Here is a 15210-nt window from a genome sequence, read left to right on the forward strand (position 1 = left end):
AGCGGTCCCGGAGAGGCAGTGGCCTGGTTTGTCAGCGCGCTTCCAGCGAGCGCAACTCGTCCAGCGTATTGATATTGGCAAAGGCGCCGGCGTCGTCGAACGGCACTTCGGCAAGGCGGTGGGACGCGGCCCAGGTCTCGATCTTGCGGCCGCCGGCATCGAGGAATGCCACCAGGCTGTCGCGTGCCGTCACCGGCATCAGGCAGAACACGGGCTGGGTTTGCCGTCGGCCCTGGGCATCGACGGTGACGGGGATGGCCATCTCGGCGCCTTCCGCCTCGATCGCGGCCGCCAGGCGCGAGGCCAGGTCGGGCGGCAGGAACGGCGAGTCGCAGGGCGCGGTGAGCAGCCAGGCGGTCTGGCACTGTTCGAGCCCGGCGAGCATGCCGGCCAGCGGCCCGGCGAAATCGGGCACCGAGTCGGTCGCCACGGGTACCCCGAACGACTCATAGGCCGCCAGGTTGCGGTTGGCATTGATCAGCAAGCCGCCGGTCTGGGGCGCCAGGCGCATCAGCGTATGCATGGCCATGGGGGCGCCCCGGAATGGCTGCAGGCCCTTGTCGGTCCCGCCCATGCGGCTGCCCCTGCCGCCGGCGAGGATCAGGCCGGTAATGTCGTCGCGTGAAATCATCGGGTGGAAGTTGGGTTGCGGCGCGGGCGGCACGTTGACGGAAGGTCCGGGAAGGTGCGGAAAGGTGCGGAAAGGTTGCGGAACGCAGTGCGAAGGTGCGCCCTCAGCCGCCGATGTAGGACATCTCTATCTTGCTTTCGGCGCGCGCCTGCCGCACCGCCGGATCACTGCGCTGTTCGGAGTAACGATCGGTGCGGGCCTGCCAGACCTGCGCGATGGCGTTGGCGATTTCCAGGTCGCTGTGCGGGCCGCGCAGCAGCGCGCGCAGGTCGTAGCCCTCGGTGGCGAACAGGCAGAGGTAGAGGCGGCCTTCGGTCGAGAGGCGGATGCGGCTGCAGTCGCCGCAGAAGGCGTGGGTCACGCTGGAGATCACGCCGATCTCGCCGGCACCGTCGCGGTAGCGCCAGCGTTCGGCGGTCTCGCCGCTGTAGTTGGCGGCGATGGCTTCGAGCGCAAACACTTCGTGGATGCGTTGCACCACATCGGCGGAGGGCAGCACCTCGTCCATTTGCCAGTGGTTGCTGGCGCCCACGTCCATGAACTCGATGAAGCGCACGATGATGCCGCTGCCGCGAAAATGCGTCGCCATCGGCACGATCTCGGCATCGTTGGTGCCGCGCTTGACCACCATATTGACCTTGATCGGCGCCAGGCCCACCGCCTGGGCGGTCTCGATGCCGTCCAGCACGTCGGCCACCGCGAAATCGACATCGTTCATGCGGCGGAAGGTGTCGTCGTCGATGGCATCCAGGCTCACGCTCACGCGCGTCAGGCCCGCATCGCGCAGGGAGCGCGCCTTGCGCGCCAGCAGCGAAGCATTGGTGGTGAGCGTCAGGTCGAGCGGCTTGCCCGCGGGCGTCTCGATGCGGGCCAGCATTTCCACCAGCTTCTCGATGTTCTTGCGCAGCAGCGGCTCGCCGCCGGTCAGGCGGATCTTCTCCACGCCGTGCGCGACGAAGAGGCGGGCGGCGCGCTCGATTTCCTCGAAGCTGAGCAATTCGGAATGGGGCAGGAAGGTGTAGTCCTTGTCGAACACCTCCTTGGGCATGCAATACACGCAGCGGAAGTTGCAGCGGTCCGTGACCGAGATGCGCAGGTCATGCAGCGGCCTGCCGCGCCTGTCGGCAACCAGTCCCGACGGCGGGGCGAGCAAGTCCGGGATGACGGGCGTCATCGAGCGGTAGCGGTGGTCGCGCAGGTCGAAGATGGGAATGACGGATTCGGTCATGGCCTGGGGTTGGGGGGCGAATCTGTGACGGGCAGGCAGGGCCCGTTCCGGGGGCTGTCCTCGGGCACCTTATCGGGGCGCCATCATGCTGTCATTCTAGCCGAGCCTGTGCCTGTACCGTCGCTGCCAGGCCGCACGGGTGCGAACGCGGCGTGCAGATATGAAAAAAGGGACGGCATCGCCGTCCCTTTCCTTGCTTCCTTGCTTCCTGGCCGAGGCCGCTTATTCCTGCGGCGTCGTTTCCTTGACGGCGGGCGCCGTCTCGACCAGCACCATCGGGCCTTCCGGCAGCGGGGCCAGCGGCTTGCGCTCGCGAACCACGCGCGGCGCCGCCGGAATGCTGGCGGCAGCTTCCTGGGCTGCGCGCAGCTTGCTGCTGTCGGTGCTCACCCACTCGAGACCGGCCGAGGCCAGCATCGGTTGCAGGCCTTCGATGGCCACCGGCGCAGGAGCCGCCGGGGTCACGGTCGCAGGTGCTGCCACGGGCGCTTCCACCGGCGCGGGAGCCTGCACAGCGGCTTCCACGACGGGGGCGGGCGCCGGCGCATAGGCGGCGGGGCTGGCGATGACGGCTTGCGTCACCGGGGCTTGTGCTACCGGGGCCTCTGCCACCGGGGCTTGCGCTGCCGKGACTGCCTCGACGGGCTCGGCTGCCGGTGCGGCCAGCGTTTCGGCTGGCAGTACCGTCGGCGCGGGCGCTGCCACGGCGGCTTCGGCCGGCTGATAGGCCGGGACGCTGGCCGCGGGCTCGGCGATCACGGCGGCGACCGACTCGGTCACCACGGCTTCGACGGTCTCGACAGCCTCGACGGTCTGGACTGCGGCAACGGGCGCGGCGGCATCGGCTGCCACTTCACGCGCTTCCACTGCCTGCTCGCCGTCCGCGCCCTCGGCGCCTTCGGTGCCTTCGCCGGCCTGCACGCCATCGTCGCGTTCGCGGCGATAGCGGTTGCGGCCGCGGCGGTTGCGGCGACGGCGTTCTTCGCCTTCGCCGTTCTCGGCACCTTCCGGCGCTTCCGGCAGATCCGTGCGTGCGTTGTCAGCTTCGTCGCGCTGGGCTACCGGCGCGGCTGCGGCAGGTGCAGCCACGGAAACCGCGCTTGCGGCCACGATGGCGACGCCAGCGGCTTCAGCAGCCAGGCCTTCGCCGGCTTCGTCTTCACGCGGCGCGTCGCCGCGCTGGCGTTCGCGCTGGCGCTCGCGGCGCTCCTGGTTGCGGTCGCGGCGGCCTTCCCCGCGGCCCTCGGTGCGCTCGGCTGCCGCACCTTCCGGCTGGCGGGCCGGCTGGGCTTCCAGCGCGGCCTGGCGCGGGGCGCGGCCATTGCGCTCACCGCGCTCGCCGCGTTCCGTGCGTTCGCCACGCTCGGTGCGCTCGCCACGTTCGCCACGGGCCTCGACGCGTTCACCGCGCTCGGCACGTTCAGCACGTTCGCCACGCTCCTGCGGCGCGCGCTCGCCGCGCTGGCCGCGGCCCTGGCGGTCGCCACGTTCACCGCGTTCGCCACGCTCGGTACGCTGGCCACGGCCTTCGCCGCGTTCGCCGCGCTGGCCGCGTTCCCGGCGGTTTTCGCCGTTGCGCTGTTCCGCCTCAGCCGGCTTGGCCGGCTCGATGGCAGGTGCCGCCGGCTTGGCGCCGAACAGGCTCTTGAGCCAGCCGATGAAGCCACCGCTGGCGACCGGCTGGGTGGCCGGCACCGGGCGGGCAACCGGCGCTTCGGGGCGCGGGGTGCGTTCGGCGCGCGGCACCGACACGGGCGCCGGCTGTTCCGGCGTGATGCCCTTGACGGCGGCTTCCTGGCGCGGCTTGGCGTCTTCCTTCTTGCGGCTGCTGTAGCTGGTGTCGGCTTCCAGTTCCTTGGCGGCAGCCTCGGCCATCTTGTAGCTGGCGGTGCTGTCTTCCAGGCGCGGATCGTCGTGGCGCAGGCGCTCGAGCTTGTAGTGCGGGGTCTCGAGGTGCTTGTTCGGGATCAGCAGGACGTTGACCTTGAAGCGCATCTCGATCAGGTTGATGTCCTGGCGCTTCTCGTTGAGCAGGAACGCGGCCACTTCCACCGGCACCTGGCAGTGGATGGCGGCCGTGTTTTCCTTCATCCCTTCTTCCTGGATGATGCGCAGGACCTGCAGGGCGGAGGATTCGGTATCGCGGATATGGCCGGTGCCGTTGCAGCGCGGGCAGGTGATGTGCGAGCCTTCCGACAGCGACGGGCGCAGGCGCTGGCGCGACAGCTCCATCAGGCCGAAGCGGCTGATCTTGCCCATCTGCACGCGGGCGCGGTCATGGCGCAGGGCGTCCTTCAGGCGCGTTTCCACGTCCTTCTGGGCCTTGCTGGCTTCCATGTCGATGAAGTCGATCACGATCAGGCCGCCCAGGTCGCGCAGGCGCAGCTGGCGGGCGATCTCGTCGGCGGCTTCGAGGTTGGTGCGCAGCGCCGTTTCCTCGATGTCGGCGCCCTTGGTGGCGCGGGCCGAGTTCACGTCCACCGAGACCAGGGCCTCGGTGTGGTCGATCACGATGGCGCCGCCCGAGGGCAACATCACCATGCGCGAGTAGGCCGATTCGATCTGGTGTTCGATCTGGAAACGCGAGAAGAGGGGGACGTCGTCCCGGTACTTCTTCACGCGGTTCATGTTGTCGGGCATGACCACGCTCATGAAGGCGCGCGCCTGCTCGTAGATTTCGTCGGTGTCGATCAGGATCTCGCCGATGTCCGGCTGGAAGTAATCGCGGATGGCGCGGATCACCAGGCTGGATTCGAGATAGATCAGCAGCGGGGCCTTGTTGTCGCCGGCGGCGCCGTCGATGGCCTTCCACAGTTGCAGCAGGTAGTTCAGGTCCCACTGCAGTTCTTCCGCCGAGCGGCCGATGCCGGCGGTGCGGGCGATGATGCTCATGCCATCGGGCACGGTCAGCTGGCCCATGGTTTCGCGCAGTTCCTGGCGGTCCTCGCCCTCGATGCGGCGCGACACGCCGCCGCCGCGCGGGTTGTTGGGCATCAGCACCAGGTAGCGGCCGGCCAGCGAGATAAAGGTGGTCAGCGCGGCGCCCTTGTTGCCGCGCTCTTCCTTTTCGACCTGGACGATCAGTTCCTGGCCTTCGTGCAGCGCGTCCTGGATGCGCGCGTTGCGCACGTCCACGCCTTCCTTGAAGAAGGCGCGCGCCACTTCCTTGAACGGCAGGAAGCCGTGGCGCTCTTCGCCGTAGTTGACGAAGCAGGCCTCCAGCGACGGCTCGATGCGGGTGATGACGCCCTTGTAGATATTGCCCTTGCGCTGTTCGCGACCGGCAGCTTCGATGTCGATGTCGATCAGTTTCTGACCGTCGACAATGGCGACGCGCAATTCTTCCTGCTGCGTCGCGTTGAACAACATGCGTTTCATCGCATTACCTCACTCCAATGCCGTGGATTGCACCGGCATGCGGTGCCCGCGGCGTTCCGTGGAGCACGCGAGGGAGCGAGTGAGGGCGCGAGAATTGCCGAAAGCGCCGGCGCGCCGGCAGGCGCGGCCCGGCTGGGCGCGGGTGAAAGAGAGGTAACGACGTCGAAGCGCCGTCCGCATGGTCAGAGAGAACGCCGGTGTGCTGCTCTGCGCAGCGTTTCCGGCGGGTTTCCGACTGGCATTGGCGGCGATGCGGGCGCAAAAGGCGCCGGTCGCATCGCGGCCGGCCGCGGAAGGCCTAGACGCGTCAAAGAGCAAGTTTGTCGTCACGGCAATGCTGCTTCGCTACCTGACATCTCCTGGCGGGCGCACCTACTACTTCTTGGAGTTCTGCGACCGGGCGCCGGTATAAACCAGTCAGGTGGCGTCTGAAGCATGCCGGCGGCACCGTTTCCCGGTGCGGGCGGGACTTCTCTCACCAGAGCGGATGCCAACAGGGCATCCGCGATCAAATTCTGTTCTACCTGAACACTCTTCCCACGTGACCGCCGTCAGCGCCGAAGTTGCCTTTGGGCGACTTCCTGCGCGGGCGATACCGTGCGTGCTGCGTTTTTGCTGCCATTCACCAGCCGCGGGCTCGCGGGGTACGCAAAGAAGCGGGAGGCTGGCAGGGCTGGCGGCAACCCAAAGTGTAAAATACGACGAATCGCCTACACCTGACTTGCGCTGCCGGTCTTTGGCCGGGACAGCGAGGAAATTATATTGAAAATGAATGAGTTACGCCATCAAATTGAAAAAGAGGTGCGGCCCGCCGCGGCCACGCCCCAGGTGGCGTACGTAACAATTGGCGAAGAGGCCGAAGGGCAGCGCATCGACAACTTCCTGCTGAAGCTGTCGAAAGGGGTGCCCAAGAGCCATGTGTACCGCATCCTGCGGTCGGGGGAAGTGCGCGTCAACAAGGGCAGGATCGACGCCACCTACCGCCTGAAGGTGGGCGACGTGGTACGCATTCCGCCCATGCGCGTGGCGGAGAAAGCGTCCGATAACGCCCGTTTCGTGCCGGCGGCGAGTTTTCCCGTGGTGTTCGAAGACGATCACCTGCTGGTGATCGACAAGCCTGCCGGCGTGGCCGTGCATGGCGGCTCGGGCGTGGCCTTCGGCGTCATCGAGCAGTTGCGCCGCGCGCGGCCGCAGGCCAGGTTCCTCGAGCTGGTGCACCGGCTGGACCGCGAAACCTCGGGGCTGCTGATGCTGGCGAAGAAGCGCACTGCCTTGGTCAACCTGCATGAGCAGATCCGCGGCAACGCACTGGACAAGCGATACTTTGCCTGCGTGGCCGGCCAGTTCGAGAATGCCCGCCAGCACGTCAAGCTGCCTCTATATAAGTACACCACGGCGGACGGCGAGCGCCGGGTGCGGGTCCAGGAAGACGGCTTGCCCTCGCACACCGTCTTCAACCGGCTGGAAGTGCTGCATGGATTTACCTTGCTCGAGGCCGAACTGAAGACCGGCCGCACCCACCAGATCCGCGTCCACCTGGCGCATTCGGGCTTCCCGATCCTCGGCGACGAGAAATATGGCGACTACGGCCTGAACAAGGCGCTGGCCCGCAGCGGCGCCAACCCTGGCCTCAAGCGCATGTTCTTGCATGCGCACAGCCTGACCTTCACGCATCCGGCCAGTGGCGAAAGCGTCACGGTCGCTGCTCCCATGCCGCCGGAATGCGAAGCCTTCCTGCAGCAAGCCCGTAACCAGCGCGCCCACGACTGAGGCGCCGACAAGGATATCAATGGCCAGGCAACGTTTCGACCTGATCGTGTTCGACTGGGATGGCACCTTGATGGATTCCACCCCGACCATTGCCAAGTGCATACAACTGGCGAGCCGCGATCTCGGCCTGCCGGTGCCGGATGACAGTGCGGCCAGCCACGTGATCGGGCTAGGCCTCAAGGATGCGCTGTCCTATGCCGTGCCAACGCTGGACCCGGCCGACTATCCCAAGCTGGCAGAGCGCTACCGCTTCCATTTCCTCACCCGCGACGCGGAACTGGTGCTGTTCGACGGCGCGCGTGAGATGCTGGAGGCACTGCATGCCCAGCATTACTTCCTCGGCGTGGCGACCGGGAAGACGCGCGCAGGGCTGCAGCGGGCGCTGGAAGCGACGGGGCTCGGACCCCTGTTCGACGGCACCCGCTGCGCCGACGAAACCTTCTCCAAGCCGCACCCGGCCATGCTGCATGAACTGACGCGGGAGCTGGGCCAGGAAATGGAGCGTACGGTGATGATCGGCGATACCACCCATGACCTGCAGATGGCTGCCAACGCGGGCGCCGCCGGCATTGGCGTGGGCTACGGCGCCCATCCCGCCGATGCCTTGCGCGCGATGGCGCCGGTGCACTGCGCGGCGTCGATCGCCGACCTGAAAGACTGGTTGCTGACGCATGCCTGAGACGAGCGAGAGTGCGGTCTCCGGCCCGCCGGACGGCCGGCGCCTGTGCGCCGCCGATGACCTGGCGGAGGGCGGCGCTGGTGTGCGTTTCGTGGTCGAGATCGGCGGGCGTCAGGTGGGTGCGTTCGTGGTGCGCTTCGAGGGGGCGGTGCACGGCTACCTGAACCAGTGCGCCCATGTGCCGATGGAGCTCGACTGGCAAGAAGGCCAGTTTTTCGAGTCCTCGGGCCTATACTTGATGTGCGCGACACATGGCGCGATTTATGCGCCAGATAGCGGGTTGTGCGTGGGCGGTCCGTGTCGGGGCGCTTCGCTGTCCAGGCTGCGCGTGGAAGAGCGCGGCGGCAGCGTGTACTGGATGCCGGAAAGCCCGTACGAGGCGCCCGCGGCCCAGCCGGCCTAGCCCCGGCCCCGCATTCCCGTCGAGCGCGCCCGTCGATAACCAAGAGCGAACCAAGAGCCAACTGCATGACTGAAGAGCAAAAACCGCCCCAGGACGAAACTGGCAAGCCGAAGGATCCGGCCACTCCTGCCAGCACCGGGGTGTCCGCCGCATCGGACGACCGGTTGGAAACCGCCGCCGCCGCCGATTTTCCGCTGGAGCAGGACCTGCGGGCGGGCGACGCCGCCGCGCAGCGCGAAGCCAGCGAGCGCAAGGCGCGCCTGGCCGGCAGCGGTGCCGGGCCGGTGCCAACCGGAGCTGGCTGGGAGCGCGATGTGCTGGAAAAAGTGCTGATGGCGACCCTGCGCGAGCAGCGCGCCGCGCGCCGCTGGCGCATCTTCTTCCGTTTCGCCGGGCTGGCCCTGCTTGCCTTGATCTTCTTCGCCATCTTCGATTTCAAGGGCGACGGCGGCATCACGACGTCCGGCCGGCACACGGCAATGGTGTCGCTCGACGGCGAGATTGCGGCCGGTACGCCGGCCAGCGCCGAATCGATCAACGCGGCACTGCAGGCCGCGTTCGCCGATTCCAGCGCCGCCGGCATCATCCTCAAGATCAATTCGCCCGGCGGTTCGCCCGTCCAGGCCGGCATGATCAACGATGAGATCCACCGCCTGCGCACGCTGTACCCGAACAAGCCGTTCTACGTGGTGGTGGAGGAGATCTGCGCCTCGGGTGGGTACTATGTGGCGGCGGCCGCCGACAAGATCTACGTCGACAAGGCCAGCATCGTCGGCTCCATCGGCGTGCTGATGGATGGTTTCGGCTTCACCGGGCTGATGGACAAGCTCGGCGTGGAGCGCCGGCTCTATACCTCGGGCGCCAACAAGGGCATGCTCGATCCGTTCTCGCCGCAGGTACCGCGGCAGAAGCAGTACGCGGAAACCATGCTCAAGCAGATCCACCAGCAGTTCATCGACGYGGTCAAGGAAGGCCGTGGCGACCGCCTCAAGGACGATCCGGACCTGTTCTCCGGCCTGTTCTGGTCCGGCCAGCGCAGCGTGGAGCTGGGCCTGGCCGACGGGCTGGGCAATGCGGACTATGTCGCGCGCGACCTGTTCAAGGCCGAGGACATCGTCGACTACACGGTGAAGGAAAACATCGCGGAGCGGGTTGCCAAGCGCTTCGGCGCGGCGATGGGTACAGCGGCGATGAAGACCATGTTGTTCGGTACGCGGCTGCAGGCAATCCACTGAGCCGGGCGCTGACGCGCGGAAATGCAGAACGGGGCGCAAGCGCCCCGTTTTTTCGTTTTCGCTCCCGGGCTATGCGGGAGCCGGTTCAGGTGGCCAGCAGTGAAAAGATGGCCGGGCGTTTATGCAGCGCAAGCCGCTCGGGACGCCACTCGGAAACGGGCAGCGTCACGATGGTCTCGCTCGGCAAGGTCAGGTCCACCGCGATGGACAGCATGGTATTGCCTGCGCAGTGCTGGCGCAGGGCATCGAGCAGTTGGCCATTGCGATAGGGCGTCTCGATCCAGACCTGGGTCTGGTGCGCCTTGCGCGACAATTGCTCCAGCTCTCGCAGGCGCTGGGCGCGCTCGCCCGCATCGACCGGCAGATAGCCGTTGAAGGCAAAGCTCTGGCCATTCAGGCCGGACCCCATGACCGCCAGCAGGATGGAGCTGGGCCCGACCAGCGGGCGCACCCGCACGCCCCTGGCATGTGCCAGGCGCACCAGGTTGGCGCCGGGGTCGGCCACGGCCGGCACGCCGGCTTCGGACAGCAGGCCGCCGTCGCGGCCTTCGCGGATCGGGGCGAGCAGGGCGGCGAGGGCATCGTCGCGCGTGTTGACGTTGAGTTCGCGGATTTCGATCTGCTGGACCGGCCTGGCCAGTGGGCAGGTCTCGCCGAGCTTCTTCAGGAAGGCCCGTGCGGTCTTGGCATTCTCCGCCACCAGGTAATCCAGCCCGGCGGCGATCTGCTGCACGCCAGCCGGGATGACGTCCGGCAGCGGGTCGGTCTCGTCGCGCTTGCCCAGGGTGTTGGGGATCAGGTAAAGGATGCCGCTCATGCTTGTTTCCTGTCAGTGTTATCGGTGCTGTCCTTGCCGGCGCGCTCAGGCCTGGAAGAGCGGGTAGCCGGCGTGGCGCAGCATGGTGGTCAGCGCGATCAGCGGCAGGCCCACCAGGGCGGTGGGGTCGTCGGACTCCATGTGCGACAGCAGGGCGATGCCGAGGCCTTCCGATTTGGCGCTGCCCGCCACGTCGTAGGGGCGTTCGATGCGCAGGTAGGCTTCCAGCTCCTGATCGGACAGTTCGCGGAAGGTCGCGCGTGTCTGTACATCGGCCAGTTGCGCCGCGCCGGTGCGGCCGTCGAACAGGCACAGGGCAGAGTGGAAAGTGACGGTACGCCCACGCATCCATTGCAGTTGCGCGAGGGCCTTTTCATGGGTGCCCGGCTTGCCGATCTGCCTGCCGTCCAGCGTGGCGACCTGGTCCGAGCCGATCACCAGGGTGCCCGGGTGGCGGTCTGCAATCGCCTGCGCCTTGGCGCGGGACAGCCGCAGCGCGGTGGCTTCCGGGCTTTCGCCCGCCAGCGGGGTTTCGTCGATATCCGGCACTGCCACCTCGAACGGGATGCGCAGGCGCTCCAGCAATTCGCGGCGGTAGGGCGAGCTGGAGCCGAGGATCAGCACGGGACGGGATGATTGCGACATAAGTAATTGAGTGGAAAGGGAAAGCGACCTATGGTCGTCATCCAAAATTTTGACCGCAGTAGAAAAATAGACGTATAATCGTCTGTTTAGCCAAGCAAGTCCGGCGCATTGCTGTGTGTATACCGGCGTTTGCGGCTCCCGGGCCACGTTTCGGGTCGCCCTGGCGATGAAACCGGCCAGCGGGGTGCTTCCGGCAAGGCACGACAGACGGCACGAGAAGACATGACCCAGCCGATTCAGCCGATTGATCTGCGCGCGCTCGATCTCTTCGCATTTTGCCGCGCCGGTGGCCATGCTGCCGGCGAAGTTCCGGTGCGCGATTTGCCGCGCATCATAGCCGAGACCGCCGCGCAAGCGCCAGCATCGGCGCCCGACGAAGTGTTCGCCTATGTGCTTTCCGGCTTTGTCGAGGAAGAAGAGGGCGAACCCGGCGCGCCGGCGACGCAGCGCCAGTTCGTCGATCTGACCGTGAACGGGCGAGTGTGGCTGGACTGCCAGCGCTGCCTGCGCGTTTTTGCCGAGACCATTGCCACGGACATGTGCTTCGAGGTGATGGCCAGCGAGGAAGAGGCCGATGCGGCGGCCATGGACGACGATGAGGTCGACGTGATCGTCGGCTCCAAGCGCTTCGACCTGCTGTCGCTGATTGAAGATGAAGTGCTGCTGGCCTTGCCGGTGGCGCCCAAGCATGACGTTTGCCCGGAGGTGCACGAAAGCCTCGTGACCGGGGCCGACGGGCTGGTGGAACCCGAAGCAGAGGAACCGCCGGAAGAAGAAAAACGGCCTTCGCCCTTTGCGGCGCTGGCCGGCCTGAAGACGAAGCACTGAGGCCGGTTCACCGGTTTCAGGCAACGTCCGCAAGGCACCAGGATCAGCATCCGGCCGGGCCCGGCTACGCCTCGTGCGGGATGCGTGTGTTACCATTGAAAAATTCTCGAAGGAGTCATCATGGCAGTTCAACAGAACAAGAAGTCGCCGTCCAAGCGCGGCATGCACCGTTCGCACGATCACCTGTCGGCAGCGCCGCTGGCAGTCGAACCGACCACGGGCGAGACCCACCTGCGTCACCACGTGAGCCCGAACGGCTACTATCGTGGCCGCAAGGTCATCAAGACCAAGAACGACTGACAGATCGTTCGGCGTGACTTTGCGTCTCGTACGCGCACGTTGGTAGGTCAAAAACAAGAAAGCGGCAAAATCGTTGCCGCTTTTTTGTTGCGCGCTCGCCGCGCAACCGTAGTGCAGGCTTCCGGCCATAAGTCATGCCGACATGCGCTTCTGCACCAGGAAACAATGACGATCAAACTAGCTATCGACTGCATGGGTGGCGATCACGGTGTCTCCGTGACAATCCCTGCGGCGATCAGTTTTCTCTCCAGCCATAACGACGCCGAAGTGGTGCTGGTCGGCTTGCGCGACAGCATCGAGGCGCAGCTGAGGAAGCTGCACGCGCTCGATCATCCGCGCGTGCGCGTCGTGGCCGCGACCGAAGTCATTACCATGGACGATCCGGTCGAGGTGGCGCTGCGCAGGAAGAAGGATTCTTCGATGCGCGTGGCGGTGACCCAGGTGAAAGAGGGGCTGGCCGATGCCTGTATCTCGGCGGGCAACACCGGCGCGCTGATGGCAGTGTCGCGCTACGTGCTCAAGACGCTCGACGGGATCGAGCGCCCGGCGATCGCCACTTCCATCCCCAACGAACAGGGCTGGGGCACCACCGTGCTCGACCTCGGCGCCAATGCTGATTGCGAGCCCGAACATCTGCTGCAATTCGCGCGCATGGCCGAAGCCATGGTCGCCGTGGTGGACCACAAGGACCGCCCCAGCGTCGGCCTGCTGAATATCGGCGAGGAAGTGATCAAGGGCAACGACGTGGTCAAGCGGGCCGGCGAGCTCCTGCGCGCATCCGAGCTCAACTTCTACGGCAACGTGGAAGGCAACGATATCTTCAAGGGCACCACCGACATCGTCGTTTGCGACGGTTTCGTCGGCAACGTCGCGCTCAAGAGCAGCGAAGGCCTGGCCAAGATGATCGGCAACATGATCAAGGAAGAGTTTACGCGCTCGTGGTTCACCAAGCTCCTGGCGGGGCTGGCCATGCCTGTGCTCAAGCGCCTGTCCCGTCGCCTCGACCCCGCGCGCTACAACGGCGCATCGCTGCTGGGCCTGCGCGGGCTCGTGATCAAGAGTCACGGTTCGGCCGACGCGCACGCTTTTGAGTGGGCTATCAAACGCGGGTATGATGCGGCCAGTAATGGTGTGATCGCTCGCACCATTCAGGCTTTCGCCAACAAGTCAGGTACCGGCACCCCGGCTTCCGGCCCGCAGTCAGGCGCCCAGGATCCCAGTCCAAGCCCGCACGCCGCCTGAGGTTCTGATGCAGATGCCGCGGGCGACGACCCGTGGCCACACGATCGATCCGACATTACATGACCAGCTACGCAAAAATCATCGGGACCGGGAGCTATCTGCCTCCCCGGCGTGTCACCAATCAGGAGCTTGCGGCGCAACTGGCTGAGAAGGGCATCGAGACCAGCGACGAGTGGATCTTCTCGCGCAGCGGCATCTCGGCGCGCCACTGGGCCGAGCCGGATGTCACCTGCAGCGACCTGGCGGTGAAGGCCGCGGAGCGCGCGCTGGAAGCGGCCGGCATCGACCGCCAGAGCATCGACCTGATCATCGTCGCCACGTCGACTCCCGATTTCGTCTTTCCGAGCGCCGCCTGCCTGGTGCAGCAGAAACTCGGCATTACCAATCACTGTGCCGCATTCGACATGCAGGCCGTGTGTTCCGGTTTCGTCTACGCGCTGGCCACGGCCGAGAAGTTCATCCGTAGCGGCTCGCATCGCAATGTGCTGGTGATTGGCTCGGAAGTGTTCTCGCGTATCCTCGATTTCAATGACCGCACTACCTGCGTGCTGTTCGGCGACGGCGCCGGCGCGGTGGTGCTGTCGGCGTCCGAGGAACCCGGCATCCTGTCTTCGGCGATGCACTCGGACGGCAGCCACGTCGAGATCCTGTGCGTGCCGGGCAATGTCGCCGGCGGCAATATCACCGGCAACGCGTTCCTGCACATGGACGGCCAGGCCGTTTTCAAGCTGGCGGTGACCGTGCTGGACAGGGTTGCGCGCGAGGCACTTGCCGGCGCGCAGTTCCCGGCCGAGAAGGTCGACTGGCTGGTGCCGCACCAGGCCAATATCCGCATCATGCAGAGCACGGCGAAGAAACTCGGCCTGACTGCCGAGCGCATGGTGGCGACCGTACACGAGCACGGCAACACGTCGGCTGCCTCGATCCCGCTGGCCCTGGACGTCGCGGTGCGCGACGGCCGTATCCGCGCCGGTCACCACGTGCTGATGGAAGGCGTGGGCGGTGGCTTCACCTGGGGTGCGGTGCTGGCGCGCATGTGACATCCGGGCGTGCGGGGCGGCATGCCGTCCCGCACGCCGCGTCGGTTTTGCGTATTCATCTTCTAGATTCGATTGCGATGAAATTTTCCTTTGTATTCCCGGGCCAGGGCTCGCAGGCCGTCGGCATGCTCAACGCCTTCGCCGACAACGCCGTGGTCCGTGCCACGCTGGACGAAGCTTCCGCCGCGCTCGGGCAAGACCTGGGCCGCCTGATCGCCGAAGGCCCGGCCGAGGAACTGAACCTCACCACCAATACCCAGCCGGTGATGCTGACCGCCGCGGTAGCGGTCTACCGCGCCTGGATCGATGCCGGCGGCGCGGCGCCTGCCATGGTCGCGGGCCACAGCCTCGGCGAGTATTCCGCCCTGGTGGCGGCCGGGGTGATTCCGTTCGCCGAAGCGGTGCCGCTGGTGCGCTTCCGTGCGCAAGCCATGCAGGAAGCCGTTCCGGTGGGCGAGGGCGGCATGGCGGCGATCCTCGGGCTGTCCGACGACGATGTGCGCGCCGCGTGCGCCGAGGCTGTGGCCGCGGGCGCCGGCGTGGTGGAAGCCGTGAACTTCAATGCGCCGTCGCAGGTGGTGATCGCCGGCCACAAGGCGGCGGTCGAGAAGGCCTGCGAAATGGCCAAGGCGCGCGGCGCCAAGCGCGCGCTGCCGCTGCCGGTGTCGGCCCCGTTCCATTCCTCGCTGCTCAAGCCGGCGTCGGACCGCCTGCGCGAGCGCATGGCGGGCATGACCTTCGCCGCGCCGGCCATTCCGCTGGTCAACAATGTGGACGTGGCCATCGTCAGCGATCCGCAGTCGATCAAGGATGCGCTGGTACGCCAGGCGGCGGCGCCCGTGCGCTGGGTGGAGTGCGTGCAGAAGATGGCTGCCGAGGGCGTCACCCATGTGATCGAATGCGGCCCCGGCAAGGTGCTGGCGGGCATGACCAAGCGCATCGACGGCAACCTGACCGGCGCCGCGATCTTCGATCCGGCCTCGCTGCAGGACACGCTGGCGCTGCTGAAGTAAG

15 protein-coding genes are annotated in these 15210 nt (G+C 66.6%); 10 read left to right on the forward strand and 5 right to left on the reverse strand.

The annotated features are described in order from the left end of the window. Positions 1-31: 31 nt before the first annotated feature. From mobA to AB4Z48_RS26215, 3 genes are all read right to left on the reverse strand, one after another. Positions 32-631 carry a molybdenum cofactor guanylyltransferase MobA gene (gene mobA / locus AB4Z48_RS26205; protein ID WP_441619370.1) on the reverse strand — a complete coding sequence of 200 codons (600 nt, stop codon included), beginning with the start codon at positions 629-631 and terminating at the stop codon, positions 32-34. A gap of 103 nt (positions 632-734) precedes the next feature. After that, positions 735-1859 carry a GTP 3',8-cyclase MoaA gene (gene moaA / locus AB4Z48_RS26210; protein WP_441619372.1) on the reverse strand — a complete coding sequence of 375 codons (1125 nt, stop codon included), beginning with the start codon at positions 1857-1859 and terminating at the stop codon, positions 735-737. 222 nt (positions 1860-2081) lie between these two features. Continuing rightward, the gene (locus AB4Z48_RS26215; RefSeq protein WP_441619374.1) at positions 2082-5237 is read right to left on the reverse strand and encodes an Rne/Rng family ribonuclease; all 3156 of its coding nucleotides are present in this window, start codon (positions 5235-5237) and stop codon (positions 2082-2084) included. A 178-nt stretch (positions 5238-5415) separates the two neighbouring features. Between AB4Z48_RS26215 and AB4Z48_RS26220 the strand changes: the two genes are divergently transcribed. From AB4Z48_RS26220 to AB4Z48_RS26240, 5 genes are all read left to right on the forward strand, one after another. After that, on the forward strand, positions 5416-5649 hold the full coding sequence (locus tag AB4Z48_RS26220) for a hypothetical protein (RefSeq protein WP_441619376.1): 234 nt from the start codon (positions 5416-5418) through the stop codon (positions 5647-5649). Between the two features lie 356 nt (positions 5650-6005). Continuing rightward, on the forward strand, positions 6006-7007 hold the full coding sequence (locus AB4Z48_RS26225) for an RluA family pseudouridine synthase (protein WP_441619378.1): 1002 nt from the start codon (positions 6006-6008) through the stop codon (positions 7005-7007). Between the two features lie 19 nt (positions 7008-7026). After that, complete coding sequence (locus tag AB4Z48_RS26230) at positions 7027-7686, forward strand: HAD-IA family hydrolase (RefSeq protein WP_441619380.1); 660 nt, start codon at positions 7027-7029, stop codon at positions 7684-7686. Continuing rightward, entirely contained in the window at positions 7679-8089 is a 411-nt protein-coding gene (locus AB4Z48_RS26235) for a Rieske (2Fe-2S) protein (protein WP_441619382.1), read from the forward strand. Before AB4Z48_RS26230 ends, AB4Z48_RS26235 begins: the two co-directional genes overlap by 8 nt. Positions 8090-8154: 65 nt before the next feature. Further along, complete coding sequence (locus AB4Z48_RS26240; protein WP_441619384.1) at positions 8155-9324, forward strand: S49 family peptidase; 1170 nt, start codon at positions 8155-8157, stop codon at positions 9322-9324. Between the two features lie 85 nt (positions 9325-9409). Here the strand turns inward: AB4Z48_RS26240 and AB4Z48_RS26245 are convergent, their stop codons facing one another. Together AB4Z48_RS26245 and AB4Z48_RS26250 are read right to left on the reverse strand one after the other, a co-directional pair. Next, on the reverse strand, positions 9410-10141 hold the full coding sequence (locus tag AB4Z48_RS26245; RefSeq protein ID WP_441619386.1) for an SAM-dependent methyltransferase: 732 nt from the start codon (positions 10139-10141) through the stop codon (positions 9410-9412). Between the two features lie 45 nt (positions 10142-10186). After that, positions 10187-10786: a Maf-like protein gene (locus AB4Z48_RS26250; protein WP_441619388.1), complete on the reverse strand. Its 600-nt coding sequence runs from the start codon at positions 10784-10786 to the stop codon at positions 10187-10189. A 222-nt stretch (positions 10787-11008) separates the two neighbouring features. Between AB4Z48_RS26250 and AB4Z48_RS26255 the strand changes: the two genes are divergently transcribed. The 5 genes from AB4Z48_RS26255 to fabD all read left to right on the forward strand — a co-directional run bounded on the left by AB4Z48_RS26255 (position 11009) and on the right by fabD (position 15209). Next, a complete protein-coding gene (locus AB4Z48_RS26255; RefSeq protein ID WP_441619390.1) occupies positions 11009-11614 on the forward strand; it encodes a YceD family protein in 606 nt (201 codons plus the stop codon). Between the two features lie 120 nt (positions 11615-11734). After that, the gene (rpmF, locus tag AB4Z48_RS26260) at positions 11735-11914 is read left to right on the forward strand and encodes a 50S ribosomal protein L32 (RefSeq protein ID WP_010814675.1); all 180 of its coding nucleotides are present in this window, start codon (positions 11735-11737) and stop codon (positions 11912-11914) included. Positions 11915-12079: 165 nt separating this feature from the next. Next, the gene (gene plsX, locus AB4Z48_RS26265) at positions 12080-13156 is read left to right on the forward strand and encodes a phosphate acyltransferase PlsX (RefSeq protein WP_441619479.1); all 1077 of its coding nucleotides are present in this window, start codon (positions 12080-12082) and stop codon (positions 13154-13156) included. A 59-nt stretch (positions 13157-13215) separates the two neighbouring features. Next, a complete protein-coding gene (locus tag AB4Z48_RS26270) occupies positions 13216-14196 on the forward strand; it encodes a beta-ketoacyl-ACP synthase III (RefSeq protein ID WP_441619392.1) in 981 nt (326 codons plus the stop codon). A 77-nt stretch (positions 14197-14273) separates the two neighbouring features. Beyond that, entirely contained in the window at positions 14274-15209 is a 936-nt protein-coding gene (gene fabD, locus AB4Z48_RS26275) for an ACP S-malonyltransferase (protein ID WP_441619393.1), read from the forward strand. Position 15210: the final 1 nt, after the last annotated feature.

This window comes from Cupriavidus sp. 2TAF22, from assembly GCF_052115045.1.
In the GTDB taxonomy this organism is placed as follows: domain Bacteria; phylum Pseudomonadota; class Gammaproteobacteria; order Burkholderiales; family Burkholderiaceae; genus Cupriavidus.